Source organism: Rhizobium sp. P1_C7, assembly GCF_056406295.1.
In genome coordinates this window covers 1-25242 of record NZ_JBFUAL010000041.1, presented here as the reverse complement: position 1 = coordinate 25242, position 25242 = coordinate 1, and the positions used below count along the sequence as shown (strand labels likewise).

General features: G+C 58.6%; 22 protein-coding genes and 3 pseudogenes. 18 read left to right on the top strand and 7 right to left on the bottom strand.

What is annotated here, in order from left to right; all coding sequences use genetic code 11:
- Nucleotides 1–160 (bottom strand): transposase (locus AC1D2R_RS31125; RefSeq protein ID WP_477973573.1); only part of this gene is annotated, 160 nt, incomplete at its 3' end.
- A 292-nt stretch (nucleotides 161–452) separates the two neighbouring features.
- On the opposite strand from AC1D2R_RS31125, the pseudogene AC1D2R_RS31120 reads away from it, so the two are divergent.
- The 3 genes and pseudogenes from AC1D2R_RS31120 to AC1D2R_RS31110 form a co-directional block, all read left to right on the top strand.
- Nucleotides 453–548, top strand: a pseudogene (locus tag AC1D2R_RS31120) (IS481 family transposase); the annotation flags it as partial.
- Between the two features lie 670 nt (nucleotides 549–1218).
- Nucleotides 1219–1387: pseudogene (locus tag AC1D2R_RS31115) on the top strand (transporter); the annotation flags it as partial.
- Nucleotides 1388–1543: 156 nt separating this feature from the next.
- Entirely contained in the window at nucleotides 1544–1972 is a 429-nt protein-coding gene (locus tag AC1D2R_RS31110; protein WP_477973570.1) for a two pore domain potassium channel family protein, read from the top strand.
- A 209-nt stretch (nucleotides 1973–2181) separates the two neighbouring features.
- Here AC1D2R_RS31110 and AC1D2R_RS31105 read toward each other — a convergent pair whose 3' ends face one another.
- The 4 genes from AC1D2R_RS31105 to AC1D2R_RS31090 form a co-directional block, all read right to left on the bottom strand.
- Nucleotides 2182–2676: a hypothetical protein gene (locus AC1D2R_RS31105; RefSeq protein WP_477973568.1), complete on the bottom strand. Its 495-nt coding sequence runs from the start codon at nucleotides 2674–2676 to the stop codon at nucleotides 2182–2184.
- A gap of 10 nt (nucleotides 2677–2686) precedes the next feature.
- Nucleotides 2687–3061, bottom strand: a complete 375-nt coding sequence (locus AC1D2R_RS31100) for a response regulator transcription factor (protein ID WP_477973566.1) — start codon at nucleotides 3059–3061, stop codon at nucleotides 2687–2689.
- Nucleotides 3062–3140: 79 nt separating this feature from the next.
- The gene (locus AC1D2R_RS31095) at nucleotides 3141–3776 is read right to left on the bottom strand and encodes a response regulator transcription factor (protein WP_477973564.1); all 636 of its coding nucleotides are present in this window, start codon (nucleotides 3774–3776) and stop codon (nucleotides 3141–3143) included.
- Nucleotides 3773–5665 carry a sensor histidine kinase gene (locus AC1D2R_RS31090; protein WP_477973562.1) on the bottom strand — a complete coding sequence of 631 codons (1893 nt, stop codon included), beginning with the start codon at nucleotides 5663–5665 and terminating at the stop codon, nucleotides 3773–3775. The genes AC1D2R_RS31095 and AC1D2R_RS31090 overlap by 4 nt, the downstream gene beginning before the upstream one ends.
- A 306-nt stretch (nucleotides 5666–5971) precedes the next feature.
- Here AC1D2R_RS31090 and AC1D2R_RS31085 point away from each other — a divergent pair, with 306 nt between their 5' ends.
- The 3 genes from AC1D2R_RS31085 to AC1D2R_RS31075 all read left to right on the top strand — a co-directional run bounded on the left by AC1D2R_RS31085 (nucleotide 5972) and on the right by AC1D2R_RS31075 (nucleotide 8898).
- Nucleotides 5972–6991, top strand: coding sequence for an HAD family hydrolase (locus AC1D2R_RS31085; RefSeq protein ID WP_477973560.1), 1020 nt, complete (start codon nucleotides 5972–5974; stop codon nucleotides 6989–6991).
- Between the two features lie 89 nt (nucleotides 6992–7080).
- Nucleotides 7081–7899, top strand: coding sequence for a hypothetical protein (locus AC1D2R_RS31080; RefSeq protein WP_477973558.1), 819 nt, complete (start codon nucleotides 7081–7083; stop codon nucleotides 7897–7899).
- Between the two features lie 210 nt (nucleotides 7900–8109).
- Nucleotides 8110–8898: a hypothetical protein gene (locus AC1D2R_RS31075; protein WP_477973556.1), complete on the top strand. Its 789-nt coding sequence runs from the start codon at nucleotides 8110–8112 to the stop codon at nucleotides 8896–8898.
- 479 nt (nucleotides 8899–9377) lie between these two features.
- Here AC1D2R_RS31075 and AC1D2R_RS31070 read toward each other — a convergent pair whose 3' ends face one another.
- On the bottom strand, nucleotides 9378–9947 hold the full coding sequence (locus tag AC1D2R_RS31070; RefSeq protein WP_477973555.1) for an OmpA family protein: 570 nt from the start codon (nucleotides 9945–9947) through the stop codon (nucleotides 9378–9380).
- A 24-nt stretch (nucleotides 9948–9971) separates the two neighbouring features.
- Entirely contained in the window at nucleotides 9972–10400 is a 429-nt protein-coding gene (locus AC1D2R_RS31065; RefSeq protein WP_477973553.1) for a cysteine rich repeat-containing protein, read from the bottom strand.
- A gap of 504 nt (nucleotides 10401–10904) precedes the next feature.
- Between AC1D2R_RS31065 and AC1D2R_RS31060 the strand changes: the two genes are divergently transcribed.
- The 12 genes and pseudogenes from AC1D2R_RS31060 to AC1D2R_RS31005 form a co-directional block, all read left to right on the top strand.
- Nucleotides 10905–12722 carry an outer membrane protein assembly factor BamB family protein gene (locus AC1D2R_RS31060; protein ID WP_477973551.1) on the top strand — a complete coding sequence of 606 codons (1818 nt, stop codon included), beginning with the start codon at nucleotides 10905–10907 and terminating at the stop codon, nucleotides 12720–12722.
- Nucleotides 12723–12787: 65 nt separating this feature from the next.
- Nucleotides 12788–14203 carry a cytochrome ubiquinol oxidase subunit I gene (locus AC1D2R_RS31055; RefSeq protein WP_477973549.1) on the top strand — a complete coding sequence of 472 codons (1416 nt, stop codon included), beginning with the start codon at nucleotides 12788–12790 and terminating at the stop codon, nucleotides 14201–14203.
- On the top strand, nucleotides 14200–15210 hold the full coding sequence (cydB, locus tag AC1D2R_RS31050) for a cytochrome d ubiquinol oxidase subunit II (protein WP_477973547.1): 1011 nt from the start codon (nucleotides 14200–14202) through the stop codon (nucleotides 15208–15210). Before AC1D2R_RS31055 ends, cydB begins: the two co-directional genes overlap by 4 nt.
- A gap of 89 nt (nucleotides 15211–15299) precedes the next feature.
- A complete protein-coding gene (locus AC1D2R_RS31045) occupies nucleotides 15300–16211 on the top strand; it encodes a formylglycine-generating enzyme family protein (protein ID WP_477973571.1) in 912 nt (303 codons plus the stop codon).
- Between the two features lie 220 nt (nucleotides 16212–16431).
- The gene (locus AC1D2R_RS31040; RefSeq protein WP_477973546.1) at nucleotides 16432–16815 is read left to right on the top strand and encodes a DUF3302 domain-containing protein; all 384 of its coding nucleotides are present in this window, start codon (nucleotides 16432–16434) and stop codon (nucleotides 16813–16815) included.
- 12 nt (nucleotides 16816–16827) lie between these two features.
- A complete protein-coding gene (locus tag AC1D2R_RS31035; RefSeq protein ID WP_477973544.1) occupies nucleotides 16828–17985 on the top strand; it encodes an HlyD family secretion protein in 1158 nt (385 codons plus the stop codon).
- A 170-nt stretch (nucleotides 17986–18155) separates the two neighbouring features.
- Nucleotides 18156–20222, top strand: a complete 2067-nt coding sequence (locus AC1D2R_RS31030) for an alkyl/aryl-sulfatase (RefSeq protein WP_477973542.1) — start codon at nucleotides 18156–18158, stop codon at nucleotides 20220–20222.
- Nucleotides 20223–20312: 90 nt separating this feature from the next.
- Nucleotides 20313–21344, top strand: coding sequence for an HAD family hydrolase (locus AC1D2R_RS31025; RefSeq protein WP_477973540.1), 1032 nt, complete (start codon nucleotides 20313–20315; stop codon nucleotides 21342–21344).
- A 201-nt stretch (nucleotides 21345–21545) separates the two neighbouring features.
- Nucleotides 21546–23231 carry an arylsulfatase gene (locus AC1D2R_RS31020; protein WP_477973538.1) on the top strand — a complete coding sequence of 562 codons (1686 nt, stop codon included), beginning with the start codon at nucleotides 21546–21548 and terminating at the stop codon, nucleotides 23229–23231.
- A gap of 103 nt (nucleotides 23232–23334) precedes the next feature.
- Nucleotides 23335–23502: pseudogene (locus tag AC1D2R_RS31015) on the top strand (transposase); the annotation flags it as partial.
- A 51-nt stretch (nucleotides 23503–23553) separates the two neighbouring features.
- A complete protein-coding gene (locus tag AC1D2R_RS31010) occupies nucleotides 23554–24768 on the top strand; it encodes an IS701 family transposase (protein WP_477973536.1) in 1215 nt (404 codons plus the stop codon).
- A gap of 244 nt (nucleotides 24769–25012) precedes the next feature.
- The coding region (locus AC1D2R_RS31005) for a helix-turn-helix domain-containing protein (RefSeq protein WP_477973535.1) at nucleotides 25013–25242 on the top strand (230 nt) is incomplete at its 3' end.

Sequence of the window (25242 nt, the reverse complement as noted above, 5' to 3'; positions counted from 1 at the left end):
GGTTTGCTATAACGCCGTGACGGCGCGCGACATCCACAACACGAACACCAGGCTCAAAGCTTTCCGCTACGATCCGCGCCTTCACATCATCCGGCCAACGCCGATTTCCGCGGCGCGGCTCGACAACTTCGTAGCGACCAACAAATCCATCATCTGCCATGCAAATCTCCAGATAAAACTGGAAACCTTCTCGCATACGCAGCAAGCCTCAAAATACACCCAATCCAATGGGGCGGAGACGGCGCTTACTCTATAGCGAACGTTCCGCTTACCGCTCAAGCGCCGGGCAGATATGACAACTGAACTGCGTCACGCTGTTATCACTCGCTAACACTTCCTGATTGAAGGACAATTGCAAGCTGTACTTTGTAACTAGCTGTGAGCTTCAGGAGGTTGTCCATCGGAGCGGATTTAGGAGACTGGAGTTACCTCAGTTTCCAGGATCGCTCCGAATGAACATTCAAAAGAATGCCCGACTGACGCCTTTGCGTCGAGAAGAAATGGCTTTCGCGACCTGGGACGGGATGCTAGCGGCCCCGGCCCGCCTGGAGCATTGCACTTTCGTCCCGAGCGATGTTGTGTTCGACGCGATTTTGCATGAGCGGGTCGGGTAAAAGGGCGCGCTGTTATGGAGGGGCGTTCCCCGACGCGAATGTCGAAGGCTGGGAACTGGAGCGGCGACGCGGAACCACCCGAAGGATCGGCAGGTTCCCGCAACTGCTGCAGCGATCGGGGCTGGCTTATCATTACATCGAACATCCGAGACTTCGGCGATCTTGCCGCGATTTGGTTGCACCCGTCCGCTTGCCATTGCCGGTGATTTGAGGAAGTATTCGGAGCTCTGGCCTATGCAGCCGGGGCGGCCTCCAACGACAGGACAATGCCATGTCTTTGAAATATCTTTTAGCCGCCGCAATAACAGGACTTTTGACGCTCTCGGGTTGCACAACCACAAGCCAGGAAAACACAACCTACGCAACACCGGCTGGGATAGGCCCGGTTCGGGGTACAGGTAACAACTTTTACTAGCTCGCGTCGTTCCCATGGCTCTGAGGCAGTGGCGCCGACGCTCAGTTCTTCTCCCAGCGTGCCGCAGGCTCTCTTGCGGTATGTGTTGCTGCTATGCACTTGCGCTGACATTAGGCCTCTCTCATCGTGCTTGAACGCAAGCTAGGACCCGCCCGCCTGTCTGACGTCGATCACCGGTTCTGCGCTGTCCAATCCAGCGAGGAACTCGCGAACAAGAAGTTCTTGAACCCGATTGCCTCGCCGGTCAGCATCCCATTCCAGTTCGACCAGGGAGTGCGGACCCCAGGATGGCCTTCACGCGACGCTTACCCAGCCGGTGATTCCGTTTTCCCTCCACGAAGGCTGGGACCTGATTTCGTGCTCGGCGTAGAGGCGCGTTACCGGGCGTTATCGCCGGAAACCGGGCCGGCCGGCTGGGGCGTTCGGGCTATGCCGGTTCTTGTTCTCGAAATAGGAGGCTTCGCTGACATCCGCTTCACCCGACGCATTTCTTGAGATTGTGCTTGGAACCTTGATGGTGATTGCGATTATCATCGTACACGGTGTCGGCATTCGCACGATCAATCAGCGTTTCAGCAAGTCGTGGGTTCATGTCAGTAATACCACGCCGCATTGGCGGGTAAACCTTTTGCTTGCCGTCACAATCGGTTCGCTGGCAGTTCTCCATTTTGTTGAAACCCTCCTATGGGCAGCACCGGTATCGCTGATGGGTTTGATCCCCTCGATGCGAGACAGCTACTACTTCGTCCTGGAGAGCTACACGACGCTTGGTGAAGGCACGGTAAGGCTGCCTGATGGATGGCGTCTGATCGGGCCGATCATGGCGATGTCGGGCCTTTTTACGTTCGGATGGACGGGGAGCGTTCTGGTGAGCATTATGACCGAGTTCGGCAAGCTCGACAGGGGGCGCGCCAAGAAAGGTTTGAAAGACCCCGAAGCATGACGTCGCAGTGATTTGGGAATGCGCTTTTGCGCGGCGTGGAAGCGAGAGCGTTCGCGCCCACTCAACGTTTTCCCAAGGGAAGAAAGCAGCCGTCGCTTCCATACGCCTTTGGCAAAAAGCGCCGGCGAGCGAAATTTAGTCGAACTGTCAGAACGAGGCCATTTCTTAACGTGTCGTCCGGGTTGCCCGCGTCTAGCGGTTCTATTTATTCAGAAGGCATCGATGTTCAGCCCGAAGGGACCATTCAAGTCGGCGATCCAAGGGCGTCCAGTCGCCCCCAGCCTGTCCGGCTGGCCGCTTGGTTTGCAGCCTGTACCTGCCTTACTGAGGGTTTTGGTACTGGCTCTGGGGCCCGCTGCGTTCCAACGTAGAGACATTTGCAGCCGCCCGGATCGGGCATAGACGTAAGTTGTCTTGTTGCCACGCTTACTCACGAACGTGTTAGGAGGCAGTCGATTGACCATCGCCATGCGCTTTGGTGTGTCAGCAGGACGTACGACGAAGCCGGCGGCGCCCAGGTCGCTTTCCCTGACGGCATCCGAACCCTGCGCGGTCATGCATGCCGTCAGGGCCATAGTTGGAACGAAGCGAGGGAGGAGACGATCGCCAAGTTGATCATATCGATTGTCTTGCTTTTCATTTGGGTACTCATTTCTGTCGAGGTCGTGATGATCTTTTTGTCGGTCGGTTTGTGTTTCGGACACGTTCCCTGCCTTACAAACCCAGCGCCTGCTTGACTGCGGCGATAAGATCGGACCCAGCAAAGGGCTTTCTCAAATAAGCTATGCATCCCGCCCGCTCGGCCTCTGTTTGCAGGCGTTGCTCGTCGAGCGCCGTGATAAAAATAACCGGCAGGTTCGAAGCGGCGACTTTCAGCCTGCGCTGCAATTCCGTGCCGGACATGCCACTTTCCAAGTCGATATCGAGCACAAGACAAGCGACATCGGCGCTTGAATCCTGAGCGAGGAAAGCTTCCGCGGATGCATATTCGACGGCGGCAAAACCATAGGCATTTAGTAGACGCCCGATGCTTCGCCGTAGGCTTGCGTCGTCGTCTACAACGGCAACCGTGTGGCGCAGCTTTCCCATCTCAAGCCCCACTCGTGAATACATGAGAGATATGCTTACGTCTTCACACTAGGCGTGTTGGTGTTCGAATACTATTGTCCTAAAGGGAAGTCGGTACGCCAGGTTTTCTTCCGAAAGGACCGGCATTGGCTGCGATCGAGATGACGTCAGCAATGGACCGCGCGCCTAGCTTCTCCATCACGCGATGCCGGTGCACCTTGACGGTGCGTTCGGATATGCCAAGGGCGTAGGCGATCTGCTTGTTGAGTTGGCCGCGGACGATCAATTCGAAGACTTCCGCTTCACGCGCGGTCATGTTCCCCACCAGCCTCCTTTGCTCCTGACGCCGCCCATGTTCCTCCTGCAGCATTTCAGATCTAGCCAGGGCTCGCTCGATCGTCTCCATCAGCACCGGGGATGAACTGCGTTTCTCCAGAAAGTCCTGCGCTCCCGCCTTCATCGCTTCGACGCTGGTCCCGATGTCTCCCTCGCCGGTGAGAAAGACGACCGACAAACACGGCGCCCGTTCGCATAGTTGACGTTGTACCTGCAGGCCGGACTGGCCGGGCATCTGCAGGTCAAGAAGAACGCAGCCAGGCTCGCAGCTCGAAAGACGGGCCAGAAACTCGTCTCCCGATTCGTAGGCTTCCACCTTCAGACCATGTGCGCAAAGCAGCCTCGCAATGGCCTTTCGGCAGGACCTGTCGTCATCGACGATGTGAACAACCGATGTCACGAACCTCTCTCCTCCCGCCGGGCCAGGGGCATGACCACCCGAAAGATGGCGCCGCCTCCTGGCCTGTTGTAAGCGTCTATCGTGCCGCCATAGATCTCTACGATGGCGCGCGCGATGGACAGACCCAATCCAGTTCCAGTCTGCTTGGTCGTGTAGAACGGGTCGAAGATTCTGGACAGCCGCTCCTCTGGAATACCGTTGCCCGTGTCGGCGACACAAAGCGCGGCCTTCTGGTCGGTCAGTCCTGTCGCGAACGTCAACGTCCTCGTGGGAGAACGGGTCTCCAAAATGGCATCCATCGCATTGGTTGCCAGATTGAGGACGACCTGCTGCACATGGACCTTGTCGGCGCGTACCGGCAATTCGATTGTCGGCTCGGTTGTCTTCAACGTAATGCCTCGCCGTTCGGCCTCACCGTGGATGATGCGAATTGCGCTTGACATGACTTCGTTGAGGTCGAACTCCTGCCATTCGATCTCGCTTCTCTTCTTCAGCAAACCTCTCATCCGGCAAATGATGTCGCCTGCCCGCTGATCGTCCTCCTGAATGTCGAGTAGGATCTGCTGGATCAGGTCCAGATCGGGCGTTTCGGTTCGAAGCAACTCCGAGGCAGCTTCGGCATTGTTTCGTATGGCCGAAAGCGGCTGGTTTAGTTCGTGGGCGATCGACGAGGACAATGCGCCAGCCGTTGCCGACTGGTTGAGATGAACGGCTTCGAGCAAATGAAGAAGAGATTTGCTCTCCGCCTGGTGGCGCCTGCGACGCTCAATGAGGAGCACCGAGATGACGCCTGCTTGTCCCAGAAGAACCGCAAGCGCGCCCGTTGCCGTAAGCCAGTGTTCCTCCCAAAAGCCTCTTTGCCTGTAAAACTGTACGGTGCCTTCCGGAAGATCCTTCTCCGCCAGCCCCCACCGACGAAGTTGTCGGGCATCGACCATATATGTCAGGGGCGCGTTGACGTCCGCGACCTGTCGGCCAGCGATCGCGTTGAGGACAAGGGTTCCGACAGTGCCGCCCAAAGTATCAAAGGTCACAATGCTGCCGCCAACAGCGCCGTAGTCGATGTACGTCTGATACGGGCCATAGATGGGTGCGCTGGCGGTTGCTGCAATCTGGCGCAGTGCTTCGCGAGGAACGAAATTCCTCCCCGCCCGATCCTTGAGGATAGTCAAGGCGAGGATGATGCTGTCTGGCGGGACATGGGCTGCGCGGTCGACAAATTCCTCGATCGTCAGATTTTCTAGGTACGTCGTGTCGTATGACTTGGAGAAATCACCGAGATCGGCACGCGCCGTCTCCAACCATCCCCTGTCGAAGTCGGATGAGCCCCCGATGATGTAGAGATGTCGCGCGTTTGGCTGCAGACGTCGGGCCATTTCGGCCGTCTTGCGAATGTCGAATGTCGTGAAGGCGCCGATCACGTCGTCCGGCAAGTCAATATTTTCCGCGGTGGAGTTTCCAAAGCCCGCGGCAACGATTTTTGCGCCGGGCGCGATCGCAGTGCGGTTGGCCGATATGAAGCTGGCAGCCTCCCTACCGAGCGTGACGACAACGTCGGGACGCCGAGAAGCATACTTTTCGGCAAGGTATCGTCCCATCCGCGCGACATGATCGGCTTCGGGAAACCTCGACAGGTCTAGGAACTCCGAGAAGAGGTCGATCTTGCTGTCCGTAGCCTGTATCAGACGGCTTCGCAAAGCTTCTCCGGCCATGGTCGTCATATCGAACCGCTCGTCGTAGGGATAGAGGATGAGAACACGTGGAACCCGGTCGACAATCACGGAAGAAGCGTAAGTTGCGACGCTGTGAAAGTTGCAAGCAATCGATAGAGCAGCCGCCAGCAACAGGCCAGCATAATCAAATCGATCTGACGCCTTGCCCGAGCTCATGTGGGATTTCCCAAAACCAGCGGAAAATAACACGTTGGCGGTCGCGTGTCATGGGCGTTTCATACTACCTTTGATTGGAACGTTACTGATCAGATTCCCTAAAGGGCAATATCGTCGGTACTGCGGATCCGTTAACGTGGCGTCGTTCGATCGACCGAGTTTTATGCAAGTCGGTCCTGACCCACGCAAGTGCGCCGCATTGTGCCGTGCACGCGAAGTAGTCGACCGGCAATGAAGTATTGGCAGCCTATCTCCATTGAGGCTCCGTCACCTCGTGGCTAGATCAACCGCTCAAGGAGGCACGCAATGCAGGCCACTCGTAGTCACTTCCTCAGATTGTGGCGAGACGGCGTCCTGGCCATCTGCCTGTTCGCCCTTTTTTCGGTGCCGGCAATCGCATGGGCGCAGAGCGATCCCCTATCCTCCTGGAACGATACCGCGCCGAAGCAGGCGATCCTCTCCTTCGTCGAGAAGGTGACCAAACAAGGTTCACCCGATTTCGTTCCCGAACCGGAGCGCATCGCGGTGTTCGACAATGACGGAACCCTATGGGTCGAGCATCCCATGTACACGCAGCTCACTTTCGCCCTGGATCGCGTGACGACGCTCGCTCCACAGCATCCGGAATGGAAAAACGTTCAACCGTTCAAGGCCGTGCTCGAAGGCGATATGAAAGCCCTTGCCGCATCAGGCGAAAAAGGACTTCTGGAGCTCATCATGGTCACCCATGCGGGGATGACCACCGACGACTTCGAAAAGGTCGTGACCGACTGGCTTGCAACGGCGCGAGATCCGAGGTTCAAGCGACCTTATACCGACCTCGTCTACCAGCCGATGGTCGAACTGCTCGCCTACCTGCGCGCCAATGGTTTCAAGACCTTCATCGTCTCGGGTGGCGGCGTTGAGTTCATGCGGCCATGGACAGAGAAGGCCTACGGCGTCCCACCGGAACAGGTTGTCGGCTCCTCGATCAAGACCCAATTCAAGATGCAGGACGACACGCCGACTCTGTACCGCCTGCCGGAAGTCAACTTTATCGACGACAAGGCAGGCAAGCCAGTCGGCATCAATCAGGAGATCGGTCGTAGGCCCATTGCCGCCTTTGGCAATTCGGACGGCGATCTCGAGATGTTGCAATGGACGACGATGGCAGGCGCGCCCGCACGTCTCGGCATGCTGGTGCATCACACCGATGCCGAGCGCGAATATGCTTACGACCGAAACACCGAATTTGGCCGTCTCGACAAGGCGCTCGATGCAGCCCCTATCATGGGCTGGTCGGTCATCGACATGAAAGCCGACTGGAAGACGATCTTCAAGGAATAGGACCGTACAGCGTCGACTCTGCAGTGACATGCACGCCAAGAACGTTCACCGGGCACGCCTATGGCCTGTCCCACCTGGAGGAAATCACCATGAAAATCGAACGTATCACAGCTACACTGATCTTCGCGGGAGGTATTGCGTTGACCACTGCCGCCTTTGCGCAGGATGCCCCGAAGCCCCACGTGCCCCTCGAAAAGGCGATTGGTGAAGCCACACCGACCGGTCCGGTGCCGTCGTTGGCAGTCATCAATTCGGCCGGTGCAAAGATCGAGAATGGGAAGCTCGTTCTGACCGGCGTCTCCGGGAACTCGATCGTCTTTGCCGACAGGCCGGTACGGGCGGCCGGACATGTGGCAACGGCACAGTTCATCATGCAATGGGACGACGGCAAGGACAGTTTCGCCGTCGATCCTCCGAATGCGACCGTGTCGGTGCTGGGCGGTGATGGATCCGCCGTCAGTGACGCCGTTGTCACGCTGAAGACTCCGAAACTCGACGGCACCACACTGACATTCGATGTCGCCGTTCTGGAGGGAAGTCTGAGCGGCGCCGCCGGTCCCGCCGCGGTATTCATCGATCATTTCAGCGGCGGCGGTGGATTTGGCGGCGGCAGCTTTGGAGGCGGCGGTGGATTTGGCGGCGGGAGCTTCGGCGGGGGCGGATACCGAGGCAATGACGTGCATATCGGCGATACGAACATTGCCCGGGTCGGAGGCAACTACTGGCATGCGCCCACCTATCACGGAGCCTGGTATCGCGGAGCGCCGGTCGCCGCGGGCGTCGTCGCCGGCGCGGCTATCGGAGCGGCAGCCGCGCGTCCCTACGATTCCTACTATAATAACTTTAATAACTATCGCTACGAGAATAACCGCCAATGCGGTTACTACCCCTTCCCGCCTTGCTATTGACTTGCCTCTTCCGTCACGCCGCCCAGGCGGCGTGACCTTCCCCCTCACCATCGTAGAAACCCGCAGGACTGAGGCCGGCTGGCCACAGCGCTCGGGAATCCTGCCTGGTCTGCAACCCCACATGGGCATTTGAACTTGCCAGAATCGGCTTGCTCTTCCACACTCTCCGCAAGGTGTACTGCGAAGAACAACCGTGATTTGGGGACTTTCATGAAGGCCATACATTTGCATGCGATTGCCTTGCTGCTTGGCGTCTCTGGCGCATCGATCGGCAATGCCGCGGACCTGACGCCACTCACGCCGGAAGCGAAGACCGTCGAGACCCAGAGCGGTTGGGAATTCAGCGTCGCGCCCTACTTCTGGGCTGCGGGAATTTCCGGCGACGTACGGCAATTCGGGCTTCCGGAAGTCCACATCGACTCCGATTTCAGCGACATTCTTGACCATCTCGACTTTGCATTCATGGCGACAGCCGAAGCAAGATATGATCGCTACAGCATCGTTGGCGACATGATTTACGTCAAAGTCGAAGCCGATGCCCATACGCCGAACGGGATCCTTGCCGGCAGCGTCGACGTCACGTCGGAGACCTTCGCAGGAACTCTTGGCGTCGGCTACGCCGTCGTCGACAGCCCGAACGGGCATCTTGACATCGTCGGCGGCGTAAAAGTGTGGTCGGTCGACACGGACATTGGGTTCAACGGCGGACTTCTAGGTGGAATTGAGCGGAAAGACAGTGCTGCGTGGGTGGACGCTGTTGCCGGCCTGCGCGGGAACTACTTCTTTACCCCGGAAATCTACATGATGGGCTGGGGTCTGGTGGGCGGTGGCGGCGCTGATATCGACTGGGACGTGGGCCTTGGCCTTGGGTACAAATTCAACGACACGGTCTCGGCGGTGGCCGGATATCGCGCGCTGGGCGTCAACTATGAAAACGACGGGTTTGTCTACAATGTCGTCCAGCAGGGGCCGATCCTCGGAGTGTCCTTCCGCTTCTAGTCGGGTTTGACGTCACTGCTCGGCGATCGTCGGGCTCGCGCTGGGAGAGCCCTACGCCTGCAGGAGGCGTGAAGACCGAGGCCGCCAGGAAACAGAGAGCCGCCGCGAACAGAGCGGTGGCTCCCGTAGTGATCCGAGACGATGACCAATCCGAAGCAGGAGCGTGACGGCGATGCCTGCCATCACGGCCAGGTGAAGCGCATCGTTTCAGGAGACGTTTTCGCTCCCGCAGTTCGGCGATGTCCTTCTCGACCACACTCGGGCATCGCTTTCATCGATCTCCCCAGGGTTTCTCATCCGTTCGTGACGCCGGAAATCCAATTGACTAGTGCCCGCATCGCAGCGACGGCATTGAGCACAAACGCTGGCGCGAGGTCGTGACTGATCATGCTTGCAAACTGGTCAGCTCCGACAGAGGACATGTGTCGCACCCCGGTATTCCAGCATGCCCGGTCGCCTCGTGCGCATATCCATCGATCCTAACGGACTAACCCCAGATTGATGAGTTGAACCCGTCGATTGTCAGCTGCCGCCGGCTGACCGGGATCAATCGGCCACTCCTTGCCGACCCCGATCGGATAGAGGCGATCCGGGGGGACGGCGAAGGTCGTGGAAAGCGCGTAAGTTATGGCGTTCGCGCGGTCCTGGCTAAGCTTGAGATTGTGCACGGCATCTCCTGTTGAACTCGTGTGCCCCACCACCAGGAATTTGTACCGAGATAGATTGGGATGATGCAATGCATCGGCGATCATCCCAATGGTGCGATAGGACTGCGGTTCGATGGCAACGGAATTATTCTCGAAATCGATCTCGACAATGAGCTGGGATAGACGCGACAGGTTCTGCCAGTTCGGGAGGTTCGCCACGCCCTTTCCGGCATTGGCGATGACCTCCTCGGTCAGCAAGGCGACGTCGACTGCGGGCGCGGCCTGGTCGAGCCGCCCCAATGTGGTCATCAGTTGCCTGTGGTCGACCTCCTGTGCGTTGGCGTAGATCGGCGCAAGCAGTAGGCTGGCCGTTACCAGCATACGAAACCGGGCGATAGACATTCTCTTCCCTCCTGTCACTGAGTTCTAGCGCCATCCGGCGTCTGTTATTGCCTGGTCACATTTCCTGCCATCAACCCGGCTGGTCTCGATGAGGCAAGCAAGGATGTTGCCGTCTCCCACGACGCCGTTGCAGAACTGAGACATGTCGTGCTGGCAGACCTTGCTATAGGCCATCTGCGCCTCCTGCCGCTGCTTGATAGAGGCCATTACGCCCGAGAGCGTTGACATGCATGTCGGCGAGACCTTGCCTGCATTTTCTTCCAGACAGCTCTGGATCTTTCCGCCCCCGAGATTGACACCCTTGCAGTGTTTCTTGATGTCTGCGCCGCAGTCCTTGGCAAGCGCCGTCACGGCGTCCGCGTAGCTGAGGGTGTCTGCCCGTCCAGCGACGGCATGGGTCATAAGGGCGGTTAAGGTCGCCGCAGCCACTAGCATGAGCCTCTTTTGCATCATGTCGCAATCCGATCTGAAGTTGTTGAACCCTTTCATGCGGCCTCGGGGGCGCGAATTGTCCCACACAGGAGCCTTGTCCTTTTGGCTGGAAAATCGGCGCCATGTCTATTGCCCTTTGGGGAGGTATGCGTGCCGCTCCACACCTCCCTAAAGGGCAATAGAAGGCCGAACCCCAACGTGCGAAAATGCGACATTGCATACGCCCAAAGTGACAGAGATATGCGCAGCTCGCTAAGACTTTGAACATTGTTGATCATCCATTGGATGCTGATAGTTGCGCCGTTCGCGCAGCAGGGCCGACAGCCGAGCCGTGATCCCGCGATACCATTGGCTGGGGGATCGAACCTGGCGACATTGGTTCCGTTGTCACCAGGGGAGACGCAGTTCTCTACATAGAAATGTCGGCGGCGTGCTGGACCGTCATCAGCATGAAGAACGACGGGAAGCAGATCTTCACTGAGGAAAAATGTAGCCGGGCCGCCTGAGGGGGAAGGGAGAGACGCTATGCGAAGAATTCTGGTGGTCGTCTGTTTGTTGGCGTTGCTCGGGGTGGCATCCGGGGCGGCCATCTACAAGATGTTCCCGGCGCAAATGGCTAAATATGGCGGAATGGCGTTCAACTTCTACCGCAGCTTTGATGCGCCCAAGGGCACGCTGGCGACAGAGGCGAACCCCGACTATAGGGGCGGCACAACGGTTCCAGCAGCGCCCTCGACCGGAACGTCGCAGGCGCCGGCAGCAAATGCGGACTGGCCGAGCTACAACCGCACCCTCACATCTGATCGATATTCACCGCTAACGCAGATCACGACAGCGAACGCCGGACAATTGAAGGTCTTGTGTACCTACGACACCGGTGTCTTGACCGTCTTTGAAACAGGGCTGATCATGGTCGAGGGGGCGCTCATTGGCACAACCGAGTTCGACCTCTTTTCGCTCGATCCGGCGACCTGTGCCGAGAATTGGCGCACGCACGAGGACATTCCACCGAGCATTTTGGGGGTCAATCGCGGTGCCGCCTACCTGGACGGCATGCTTTATCGCGGCACCCAGGACGGACGGGTGCTGGCCTACGACTTCAAGACCGGCAAGCGGCTGTGGGCGACAACCATTGCCGATCCGAAGATCGGAGAGACGGTTCCGGCTGCCCCGATCGCCTGGGATGGCATGGTCTATGTCGGCCAGGCAGGAGGCGACTACAAGGGCGTGAAGGGCCGCATGTACGGCCTCGATGCCAAAACCGGAAAGATCGTCTGGGAATTCTATCTTGTGCCCTATTCCAAAGGCGACCCGGTCCGCGGCCCGCTCGGGAAATCGCCGAGTACCGAAGCGAGCTGGAATACGAAGCCCGGCATTCCGATCAGCGGCGGCGCCACCTGGACGTCGACCACGCTCGATCCTGCGACTGGCTCGCTCTACGTCCCGGGGGGCAATCCGGCGCCCGATTTCGCGATCGGAGTTCGTGAGGGTGTCGCCGGACAGGCCGCAAACCTCTACTCGGGGTCGGTTGTCGTCCTCGACGCCAAAACCGGTGATTTCCGCAACAACTACGATATCAGCCCGGACGACTGGCACGACTGGGATGTCTCGAACACGCCAATCCTTGTGAAGACGAAGGGCGGCAAGGATCTCGTGGTGGTCGCACCGAAAGACGGACACGTCTACGGCATCGATCGCGCGAGCGGCGAGCGGCTGTACAGGGTTCCGGCGACGCGCATCGAGAACGTCGAGGCTCCATTTGTCGTGGGCAAGCCGGTGCGGTTTTGCCCGGGATCGGTGGGCGGCGCGGAATGGAACAGCCCGGCCTACGATCCAGCGACCAATCTCGTCCTGGTCGGTGAGGTCGACTGGTGCTATGCGGTGACGCTCGAGGATACCCACAAGCTCGAAACGGTGCCAATGGGGCAACCCTGGTCGGGCATGTCGGCTCTGCTGGATCCCTTCAATGTCTTCGGCCGCCCCCTTCAAGGCGACGAAGACTGGCACGGCTGGGTCTACGCCATCGACGCCGATACCGGCCAGTGGACCTGGCGGGTGCAGCTGAACTACCCCGTCCTCAGCGGCATGACCCCGACGGCCGGCGGCGTCGTCTTCTTCGGTGACGTCGACGGCAACTTCTACGCGCTCAATGCCGCGACCGGCGAGAAACTCTGGGGGCAGCATATCGGCGGCGGGATCGGCGGCGGCGTCATCACCTACAGCAATGATGGCAAGCAGAAGGTCGCAGTGGCCGCCGGCTTCACATCACCGATGTGGCCGACGAAGATCACCACCGCCAAGGTGGTCGTCCTCGGGCTCGACGGTGCCGCAACGGCCCAGTGAGGCCTGCGCATCGCGCAAGGATGTGCGGTCGCGCGGGAAATACGGGGCAAGGATTGGAGGACAGCATGGAACTCGACCCGGTCATTTTGTCCCGCATTCAGTTCGCCTTTGTCATCAGCTTCCACATCATCTTCCCGGCCTTCACCATGGGCCTGGCGGCATGGCTGGCGACGATCGAGGGCATGCGGCTTTTCACCGGAGACCCGCTCTACCGGCGTATCTTCGACTTCTGGCTCAAGGTCTTTGCGGTGTCGTTCGGCATGGGAGTTGTCACCGGAATTGTCATGGCCTTCCAGTTCGGCACCAACTGGGGCGTGTTGGCAGAGCGGACCGGGTCGATCCAGGGGCCGTTGCTGGGATATGAGGCCTTCACCGCCTTCATGCTCGAGGCAACCTTCTTTGGCGTCATGCTATTGGGACGCGACCGTGTGTCTCCGCGATTTTACCTTTTTGCCTGTTGCATGGTTTCGCTCGGAACGATGCTCTCCTCGTTCTGGATCCTCGCCAACAATTCGTGGATGCAGGTGCCCGTCGGCCACACGATCGTCGACGGCAGGATCATTCCTGCGGACTGGAGTGAGATCGTGCTCGGGGCAGTGATGATGGTGCGCTGGCCGCACATGCTATTGGCCGCGTTCCTGACCACCGCGATGTGCATCGCGGCGGCCGGGGCGTGGTACATGTTGCGAGGGGTCCACCGTCCGGCGGCGCGCGTCATGTTGCATTGGGGTCTCGGACTGACGGCCGTGCTTGTCCCCGTGCAAATGTACTTCGGCCACCTGACCGGGCTCTATGTGCTCCAGCATCAGCCGGCAAAGTTCGCCGCGATCGAGGCCCGCTGGCAAAGTCAGCAACCCGCCTCGGAGGTGCTGCTCGCCTGGCCGGACGAGGAGACCCAAAGCAACCTCTTCGCGATTGCGATACCTGGCCTCGGCAGTCTCATCGCTTCGGGCAACTGGACTGCGCGCGAGATCGGCCTGGATGCGTTCCCGGTCGAGGACCGCCCGCCGGTCGTGATCCCGTTTTTCGGCTTCCGCATCATGGTCGGCATGGGATTGATCATGCTTGTAGTGTCATGGGTGGGCAATCTCCTGCGCTGGCGAAATCGATTGGAAAATGCACGCTGGTTCCTATGGGGAACATTTCTGTCGTTTCCAACTGGTTTCATTGCAGTGCTGTGCGGCTGGTATACCGCAGAAGTGGGGCGCCAACCCTGGGTCGTCTATGGGATCCTTAGGACCAGTGACGCTGTAACACCGTCCTTGACCACGTCAGACGTGGTGATTTCCCTTACCGTCTATCTGCTTGTCTACGCCGTACTCGGGAGCTTCGGCATATCGTACATCTACAAACTGTTGCGTGACGGGCCAGTGGGGACGGCTGAAGCCATCCCGAATGCAACTCCCAGCCGGCCAATGGCCTTCGCCGATAGCGCCGACACGGCGACCGGCGGAAAGCCCCGAACAGGGAGGCACATATGACAGATCCCAGCCCCCTTGCCCTGTTTTGGGCAGCGGTGATCGCTGCATCCATCCTGATCTACGTGCTCCTGGATGGTGTTGATATCGGCGTTGGCATCCTTTTCGGGACGACGCGCGACGAAGCCAAGCGTGTGCAGATGATGGCCAGCATAGCGCCGGTATGGGACGGCAACGAGACTTGGCTCGTGGTGATAGGCGCAAGTCTTTTCGCAGCCTTCCCCGCCGCTTATGCGATCTTCCTTGGAGCCTTCTACCTGCCCGTACTCGCGATGCTGGTCGGCCTGATCTTTCGTGGAGTGGCATTTGAGTTCCGCTATCGCAGTGGTGCCATGCGGCCCTTTTGGGATGCCGGGTTTTCTTGCGGCTCGATCGTTGTCGCATTCGTCCAGGGCGCTGCGGTCGGCGCAATGATCCGCGGAGTTCCGGTTGAGAATATGCAGTACGCCGGAGGCGCCTTTACCTGGCTGCACCCATTTCCCGTCATGACGGGTCTCGGACTCGTGCTGGGCTACGCATTGCTCGGCGCCTGCTGGATTGTCCTTAAGACCGACGGCCCTTTAAGGACTTGGGCGTATGCGCGTATTCCGGGGCTTGTAGCGTCGATATTCGCAGCATTGGGTCTCGCCTTCGTCATTTCGCTCGCTATCGACCTGGGTGCGGCCCGAAACAGCCTCGCGGGGCGGAGTTGGGGGCTGATCTTTCCATGTTTCAGCCTTGTTGCTCTTTTGGCCGTGCTGGCCGGCGCGAGGATGCGACGGGACGTGCTGCCATTGATGATGGCAATGGCATTCTTTTGTACGGCGTTTCTGGCGCTCGGCGTGATGTTCTGGCCTCACCTGATACCATACGCGATCACGGTGAAAGACGCCGCCGCGCCCGAGGCTTCGCTGCGGTTCTTCTTCTACGCCGGTGTCGTCGTCCTGCCGATGATCCTCGCATACACGGCCGGCGTCTACTGGGTCTTTCGCGGAAAGCTGCATAGCGAGTACGACAGTGGAGAACTCTGATGGTCGACAATAATCGTGCATTTGATCTCAATCGCGGAGGACGTGACTCCGGCATTGGGGATGCGAAGCCCTCCGACCACACGACGCGCATGGTGTGGATTCCGGGCCGCAGTTTCGTCATGGGATCGAACGACCACTATCCTGAGGAAGCGCCGGCTCACCCAGTCCACGTCGACGGCTTCTGGATCGACGAGACCCCTGTCACAAACCGTCAGTTCGGTGAATTCGTCAGGGAGACAAACTATGTGACGTTCGCCGAGATAGCTCCTGACCCGCAAGATTATCCTGATGCGTTGCCGGAGATGCTCAGACCGGGCTCGCTCGTCTTTCATCAGCCGAGGCGTGTCAGCTCGTCGGACATCTCACAGTGGTGGATGTTCAAGTTCGGCGCGAACTGGCGGCGACCGGTTGGAGGCCTCAGTGATCTGCGCGGCAAACTGGACCACCCGGTCGTGCACGTCGCCTATTGCGATGCAACGGCCTACGCAACCTGGGCCGGTCTCGATCTGCCGACCGAGGCGGAATGGGAGCTGGCCGCCCGCGGTGGCCTCGACGACGTCGAATTCGCATGGGGCAATGAACTGATGCCAGATGGTGTCCCCATGGCGAATACTTGGCAAGGTATCTTTCCAACACAGACGGCCAAGCCGGCCGGCAGGAAACGGACGTCAGCCGTGCGCTCGTTTCCTCAAAACGGGTATGGCCTCTACGACATGATCGGCAATGTCTGGGAGTGGACGACCGACTATTGGTCGACACGACATCCGGCACCGGCCGCCAAATCCTGTTGTTTGCCACAGAACCCGCGCAACAGCGACATCGATGCAAGTTTCGACCCAGCGCAGCCCAATATTCGAATTGCGCGACGGGTCCTCAAGGGCGGCTCACATCTGTGCGCACCGAATTACTGCCGACGTTATCGGCCGAGCGCGCGTCACGCCGAACCCGAGGATACCTCTACCAGCCATGTCGGATTTCGATGTGTGAAAAGGGTGTCTTAGTCACGGTTGATTCCAAACAGGCGGTCGCCAGGCGCGCTACGTCGAAAACCCGGCTCAACCGCGTCTTATCCTTTTGGGACCATGAAAGAATAGCCTTGAGGGAGGGCCATCCGCCCTCCCTCAAGGGCAATATCGGATCGATCCGGGACGTGACAAAATGCCCGCCAGGATGCTGGCAGAGGCGACAGGGAGATGCCATTCGCGGGTGGAGGGACGCCCAATGTTGGGCTTTGAACTTGATTTTTGGGACTACGCAACGTTTTTGGTCATGTTTATCTGCGTGTTACTGGGCTTGACCTTCATCGTATGGTTTGCCGGATTGCCCGGCCGCATCGCCATCGCTCGAAAGCACCCGGACGCCGAGGCGATAAAGATAATGGGCTACGCCGGCCTTCTCGTTGCCGTTCCCTGGGTTCAGGCATTCATCTGGGCATTCAAGCCGACTGACGTCGTCGACATTCGCCGCTTTCCGCGGGAGGAGGCGAAGGACATCCAGGAGGATCTGGACCGGCTTGCCGGCAAAACTTCGGCACCGACGCAGCCCAATGACAGCGAGAGCGCCAGTTCGAGCCAGAGCACGACCGCCGGCGATCAGTCGGGTTGAAGGAGTTGCGCAATGCTGTTCGCTATCACTTTGACTTTCGCATTCGTCCTCGTCGCCTGGCTGGTGTTCTTTAAATTCAAGTGGCTGAAGTTCAGCATACCCTGGGCAATCGTGTCAGCGTTCTTTTTTCTGCACATTCTCCTGATTTTTCTGATCGGACTGCGGTTCGCAACCCCCTACACTGCCAATGCCAGGGTGGTTCAGCCCACGATCCAACTCGTGCCGCGGCTCCCGGAGCCGACGCTTGTCACCGCAGTACTCGTCGAGCCCGACGTGCTTGTAAAAAAAGGAGAACTTCTCTTTCAATTTGACCGCAAGCCCTACGAAGACAAGGTCAGGCAGCTTGAGGCTGAGCTGGATGCCTCGAAACAGCACGTCAAAACCCTACAGGCGGACACCGAAATCGCAGCCCAGAAGGAAGCCTTTGCCAAGGCCACTTTGAACTATCAAGACTACTTTGTTCGCGTGCAACAGAAACAGGGCAAAGTCGGCGTGGTCGCAACGGACCAGGTCCAATTGGCCATCGAGCAGCAAAAACTTGCCCAAGCCGGCTACGATGAAGCGATCGCCGTTGCCCTGAACGCTCGCATCAAGGCCGAGTCGGAAATTCAGGGCGTGAACACGACCGTCGCCGCGATACAGTCACAGCTCGACGTGGCCCGCTACTATCTTGGAAATACGACCATGGCAGCGCCGGAGGACGGACGCATCGTCAACCTGCAAGTTCGCCCCGGCATGGTCGCTGGGGAGTTTCGCATTGGTGCGATTGCCTCGTTTATATGCGAGGCGGATCGTTATCTGCTCGCCAATTACGATCAGGAAAGCTTGAAGTTCGTTGCCGAAGGGCAGCCAGTGGAAGTGGCGCTCGATCTTTATCCAGGCCAGATCTTTACAGCGAAGGTGGCGGCCGTGTGGAAAGCAAATGGGACGGGTCAGTTGCTCCCCAGCGGCACGCTGCCGGTCTTCCAGCCGGCGGCGCCGGAAACGCCACAGAACCAGTATGCCGTGAAAATCGTGTTCGATGGCGAGGACCAGTCAATGTTTCCGATCGGCGCACAGGGCGCGGCAGCCATTTATACCGGCGGCATGAAGGGCGGCTGGCCAGCGCTACGTCGCATAGGCATCCGCACCTACTCCTGGATGAACTGGCTCTATCCGCTCCCGTTCTGACGCAGGAGCCCCAAATACTCGCGACGCTCGAGAGACGGGAGGGCGGCGAGAGGTTGGCACCAACCATCACGGCACGAGTAAACGCAGACAGCCCTCCCCAAAGGGCAATAGAAGCTCCAATCCGCATATGCCAAAATTATCATAGGAATTCCATCCACAGGGACAAAGACATGCGCGGTTCGCTTAGACTTTGGACATCCTTACTGGGTGCAATCATCGCTGGGATGCCGGGCGGCGCGTCGATTGCGCAAGAGCAGCAGCATTTCAGCCCGAAGGGAAAGATGCCCTCACAGTTCACGATCGAGGCCCAGCAGCAGCAACGGCGCCTTCTGCCCTTTGCCGACAAGCGGGACTTCGAGGAAGCAGAACGGGGTTTCATCGCTGCGCCGCCTTTTCGCAAGATCATGAACGATAAAGGCGATGTGGCCTGGAACATGGACAACTGGGACTTCCTGTTGAAAGGCAAGGACTTCGAAAGCATCCACCCGTCGCTGCAGCGTCAGGCCTTGCTTAACATGGAGTACGGCCTGTTCGAGGTCATCCCGGGCATCTATCAGGTCCGCGGCTTCGACCTCGCAAATATATCATTTATAAAAGGCGAGACGGGTTGGATCGTAATCGATCCGCTGACGGTCAAGGAAACCGCGCGCGCCGCCCTCAAGTTCGTCAACGAAAAGCTGGGCGAGCGACCCGTCGTTGCCGTGATTATCTCTCATTCCCACGGCGACCACTTTGGCGGCATTCGCGGCGTTGTCGATGATGCCGCGCTTGCTGCCGGGAAGGTTCAGATTATTGCCCCGAAGGGGTTCATGAATGAGGCAATCGCCGAGAACCTCTACGCCGGCAACGTCATGACCCGCCGCAAGACCTATACCTATGGCGACCTGATCCCTCCAAGCCCCTACGGCCATGTCGATGCATCAATCGGCAAGGCCGTCGCCAGCGGAGACGTTGGCATTCTCCCACCCACGATCACCATCGACCAACCTATTCAGGAACTCACCATCGATGGCGTGAGGATGGTCTTTCAAAACACCCCGGGGACCGAAGCGCCGGCTGAGATGAACACCTGGCTTCCAGATTTCAAGGCATTCTGGGCGGCAGAGAACATCGTCGGCAGCCTCCACAACATCCTCACATTACGAGGCGCACCCGTGCGGGATGCGCTGGCATGGTCACAATACATAAACACCGCGCTCTATCAGTTCGGCAACAAAGCCGACGTGATGTTTGCATCCCACAGCTGGCCGCGTTGGGGAAAAAAGCGGATTACGGAAGTGATGCGCGGAGAGCGAGACATGTACGCCAACCTGAACAATCAGGTCCTACACCTGGCAAACATGGGCGTCACCATCAACCAGATTCATAACGTCTACGAGCCTCCCAAGAGCCTGCAAGAACAATGGTATGCGCGCGGCTATCACGGCTCCTACCAGCACAACAGCCGCGCCGTCATTCAGCGCTACCTCGGTTTCTGGGATCTGAACCCGGCGACATTGGTCCCGTTGTCACCGGAGGATTCAGCACCGCTCTACGTAGAAATGATGGGCGGCGCTTCCAAGGTGATGGCCAAGGGTCATGATCTCTACGCCAAGGGCGAATATCGCCTTGCAACCGAAATACTGAACAAGCTCGTCTATGCCGAACCGAACAACCAGGACGCAAAAGATCTGCTTGCGGACACCTACGAACAGATGGGCTACCAGTTCGAGAGCCCCAGTCTCCGGCACAGCTTCCTGGCTGGGGCCAAGGAGCTACGTGACGGCGTCATCGCCGTGAAGGCGGCAAAGGCCGGCAGTCCTGACTTCGTGCGTGGCACCGGCACGGAGCAGTTCCTCAACTACCTCGGCATCCAGATGGACAGCCGCAAGGCAGAGGGAATGCACTTCAAGATCAACCTTTCAACGCCCGACAACGGCGAAAAGTTCGTCGTCGAAATGAGCAACGCCACGCTGACGACGATCGCCGGCTATCAGGCAGGCGACGCCGATCTGACGATCACGATCGACCGCCGAGAGCTGGAGGACGTGATGATCGGCACGGCAAAGCTGTCGGACAAGGTCTCTGCCGGAAAGGCAAAGTTGGACGGCAATGTGCAGGTGCTCGCTCAGCTCGCGTCGACGATGGTCGAATTTGACAACTGGTTCGAGGTCTTGCCGGGGACGAAGAAGCAGGCAGCGGTGCTGCTAAAGCCCGAGCTCCTGCAGGACGATGCAACCTACTACGAAGGACCTTAGAAATTCCAGGCTAAAAGGCTGCGAGTGCCTGCCACGGACCACCAAAGTTCGTGGCGAGGACAAATACCAGGGGATAGAGGAGAATGTGAAATGCATTCAATTCAGGCGTTTTGTGGGCGCCTCGCTGGCGTTTCCTTCAGTTTGTACGCGTTGTTCCTGCTCGGCACGGCGCATGCGCAATCCGACCCCTTACCGTCATGGAACGATACTGTGACGAAGAAGACGATCGTCGAATTCGTGCAGGCGACAACGGACAATACCAAGCCGACATTCGTATCGCCTGACAAGCGGATTGCGACCTTTGATCAGGACGGAACGCTGTGGGTTGAGCATCCGATGTACAGCCAGGTGATCTATTGTCTCGAGCGTGTTCCGGCGCTGGTCGCGGCCAAACCGAAGCTCAGGAATGTTGAGCCCTTCAAAACTGTACTGACCGGAAACCGCGAAGCGATCGCCAAACTCCCGCTCGCCGATCTCGAGAAATTGCTTGGAGCCACACTTTCGGGCATGACTGTCGAACAGTTTCAAGCCGAGGCCGGCAAGTGGATTGCTTCGGCAAAGGATCCGCGCTGGAAGCGTCCCTATACAGAACTTGCGTACCAGCCCATGAAGGAAGTCCTCAAGTATCTGCGCGACAACGGCTACAAGACCTACATTGTCACAGGCGGCGGCCAGGACTTCGTGCGCGTCTACTCCGAAGGCACATATGGGATACCTCCCGAACAGGTCGTGGGGACCGCCGGAGCAACGCAGTATGAAGTCGGCAAGGACGGCAAGCCGTTTCTGATCAAGGAGCCCAAGCTTCTCCTCAACGACAACAATGCTGGCAAGCCCGAAGGCATCCATTTGATGATTGGCCGACGGCCGATCATCGCATTCGGCAACTCAACCGGTGACAGGGAGATGCTCGAATATACCGATGCGGGCGACGGTCCGCGCCTCTCCGTGCTTGTTCTCCACGACGATGCAGACCGGGAATACGCCTACGGCCCGGCAAAGGGCCTGCCGAATACGAAGGTCGGAACCTTCACGCAGAAACTTTACGATGAAGCCATGGACAGTGGCTGGACGGTCGTCAGCATGAAAGACGACTGGAAGCAGATCTTCGGGCCTGAGAAATAGTCCCAGGGAACGTCAGAGATACGACGACGCCATCTTGCCTAGCACAAAAGGATCGCCGCCGAGCTCCTCAAATGCCGATGGTAACGACCAACCGTCGTCTTAGCAGCGTTGGTTCAGGTAGCTCCAGCAAGAGGAGGTAGAATTGCGAAGTCGAGTGAAGAAGGTACTGCTTTCATCCCGCAAGCCGAGGAGGCGTTTTACATGACGAAACTACCGAGAAGTATGGCATGCCAAGCCCTTACGGCTGGGCTCTTACTGACCATTGCCCCCTGGGCCGCAAGTACCACGTACGCGCAGGAACAAAAGAGACCCAACGTCGTCATGCTGATGATGGACGACGTTGGTTGGAGCGATTTCGGCGCCTATCCGGGTGGTGGAAAAGCGTTGGGGCATCCTACCCCAAACATTGATCGGCTTGCCAAAGAGGGTGCGCTTTTCACGAGTTGGTACGGTCAATCGAGTTGCACAGCAGGGCGATCATCATTCATCACCGGCCGCATCCCTATTCGAAGCGCTCTCTCCGTGGTCGTGGCGCCTGGCGACGAAAACGGTCTGAAAGCGGAGACGCCGACGATCGCCGAGTTCTATCGGAAGAACGGTTACACGACCTACTTCTCCGGCAAGTGGCATCTCGGCGACAAACCCGAATTCTATCCAATTGAGCACGGCTTTGACGAGATGAAGGAGTTCGCCGCCTACTATCCGGGGGTCTATTCCTATGACAACACTTCGCCGAACTTTCATCCGTGGTTCCCGAAATACAATGAGCCCTTCTGGAAGGAATACCAGGAGATCGTGAATCTGGACGAGTGGGAAGGAGTGTCCGGCCAACCTGCCAAGAAAGTCGCGCGGATCACTTATGACTATTTGGCCGACTTCGACGTCCGGCAGACCGAATCGGCGGTGGACTACATCAAGCAGCATGCAAAGGGCGACAAGCCATTCTTCATGGATGTCAATTTCATGAAGATGCACAACCCGACGAACCCGGCGGCTCCATTCAAGGGCAAGTCGAAACTCGGTAACTATTCGGACTCGATGCTGGAACTCGACTCCAACGTCGGCCGGATCATGGACACAATCCGGGCCGAGGCGCCCGACACAATTGTCATCGTAACCTGCGACAACGGGGCATGGCAGGACGCCTGGCCGGACGCCGGGGCGACGCCGTTTCGCGGTGAGAAGGGAAGCTCGTTCGAGGGCGCATTCCGCGTACCGGGGATCATGTGGGCGCCAAATAGGATCCCGGCGGGCCAGGTTCTCGAGCAGATGATGTCGCACATGGATGTATGGCCGACCACCGCGACCATGGCCGGGCTAAACCCGCCGCCAACCGGCGCTTGGGTCGACAACAACGACAAGCCCATCTATTTCGATGGAATTGACAACAGCGCCTACGTGACTGGCAAGTCGCCAACCTCGGCGCGGAACTCGTATATCTACATTGACGGTGAGTCTTTCGGCGGCATCCGCGTCGACATTGGCGGGGATTCTGATAATCCGGATCTGAAGATCGCATGGAAATATCTTTGGACTGCCAAGGACACGTGGCTCGGCCCTGAGCAGACCCTCGGCGGCATCGGCGCGGTCTACAATCTTACCATGGACCCATACGAAAAGTACGACATGACGTTCAACGGCGCCATGTCCTATCGTCTGGCTTCGTCGTCGCCCGGCAAATATTCGGGCCAGGACAACGGCTGGGTCCTAGCTCTGATTTTCCCGGCCTTGGTCGAGTTCGATAAGTCAGTCATACAATATCCGAGCATCCGCCGCTTCCCCGGCGGCGCCTCGACCGACCTGCGGCCGAATCTCCAAGATCCATCTAATCCCGTACCTGCGCTCGACCCGACGAAACCGCCTAAGGTCAAGGGAATAGGCGGCTAGCCGGCATCACCATAGGAACGGGCGTCTCAGGACGCCCGTCAAGACAAACCTCTGGTGAAAGCCGGAGGTTTTTGATTCAAAGGGGTACGTTAAAGAAAGCCGCTGCGCGGACAACGGCCGGCGGCCGCTCGATCCGACCTAGATGTTCAAGGCGCTGTCCCTTGGCTACCTGTTTGGGGTGCGCTCGGAACGCCAGCTGGTGCGCGAGATCGAGGTCAACGTCGCCTATCGCTGGTTCCTGCGGCTGGCGCTCGCCAAACCCGTCTTCGATACCTAGCATTACAGTTGCATATTTATCTGTAGTCTGAATCTATAGGTCTCCATGATTCGGAGGTCATGGATGGCAGGTGCATCACTCGAGACGACGCTTGAGCTTTGGGCATCATCGTTGCGCGACGTGAAGGCGCGCATGCGCGGACTGTTTACGCAAGAGCGAGTTGCAGCCTCTGCGAACCTTTTCCTGGACGGCTTGCTGGGTGACGAGCGGCGCAAGACAGGTTGGATGCGCGCTGAGGCGGCCGGTGATCCCGGCCCGTGGCGACAACAAGCCATTCTGGGGCGCGGGCGCTGGGACGCGGATGCACTTCGTGACATCGTGCGAGAGTATGTCGTAGAAAACCTCGCCACGGATGATGCGGTCCTGGTCATCGATGAGACGGGCTTCCTCAAGCAGGGCAAGACATCCTGTGGCGTTGCGCGTCAATATATCGGTTCGGCAGGCAAGATAACGAACTGTCAGATCGGTGTGTTCGCCGCCTATGTGTCCGTTCGCGGTCATGCCTTTATCGATCGAGCCCTGTACTTGCCCAAGAGCTGGACTGGCGATCCGGCAAGGCTTGCAGCAACCCATGTTCCTGAGGCTATAGCCTTCGCTACCAAGCCAGGCTTGGCTGTCGATATGATACGGCGTGCTCTGTCAGCCGATGTGCCGTTTTCATGGGTGGCCGCAGATGCGGTGTATGGCGTAGGGGACGTCGAAGGAACCCTCCGGCGAGCCTGCAAAGGCTACGTTCTTGGGGTTAAATCGGACCACCATTTCGGCTCGTGGTCGGGAAAGCCTCCTGTCGCCGGCACAGCGCAGGAGATCGCCCGTGATCTCGATCCCAAATCATGGCAACGTCTTTCCGCCGGCGAGGGCACCAAAGGCGCGCGGCTTCATGACTGGGCCTACTGCGAACTCGCCGATCTGGATGTCAACGAATACCACGAGACGAGATCGGGGCTTTGGACGCGTGGCGTCCTGATCCGGCGCAATATCAGCGACGGTGATCTCGCATTCTTCACCACATGGTGCCCGGCCGGGACGGACATCCAGACGCTCGTTTCCGTTGAAGGCCATCGCTGGGCGATCGAAGACAGCTTCGAGACCGCCAAGAACGAGCTCGGACTCGATCACAACGAAACCCGGTCATGGCATGGCTGGCATCGCCACGTCTCCCTCGTCATGCTTGCCTTCGCCATGATGGCGGTGATCCGGTACCGCGCCAATGACGCGACGCCCCAAAAAAGACTGCGGATGCCGACCATCAGGATTTGATCCGCTGGTCTATCCAGGAAGTCCGGCGCATCGCCATCAGACTCGCTCAGCGTCGCATAAACCCCGCTTACGTCATCGCATGGTCATGCTGGAGACGCGCCCATCGGGCGGCGGCTAGGCGAGCTCATCTCAGAACTAAAATGCAACTGTAATGCTAGAGCAGATCCTGTGATCGATGAATCAAATGTGATGTGACGAGAACGACCAAAGCTGATTCAACTTCTCTACGAATAGGAGGTTGATGATGGCACGAGCACTGAGCGATGATCTTCGGATCCGAGTCTTGAAGGCGTCAGCTACCGGTATGTCTGCCCGCCAGGCTGCCGGTCGGTTCGGCGTTGGGGTTTCCACGGCGATCCGCTGGATTGCAAGAGCAGTGGAGGGCGAGCCAACACCGCGGCCGCAGGGTTGGAAACGACCTTCCCTTCTGGACGCTCACGAGGCGTTTGTTGTCGAAATGATCGACGATCGCAA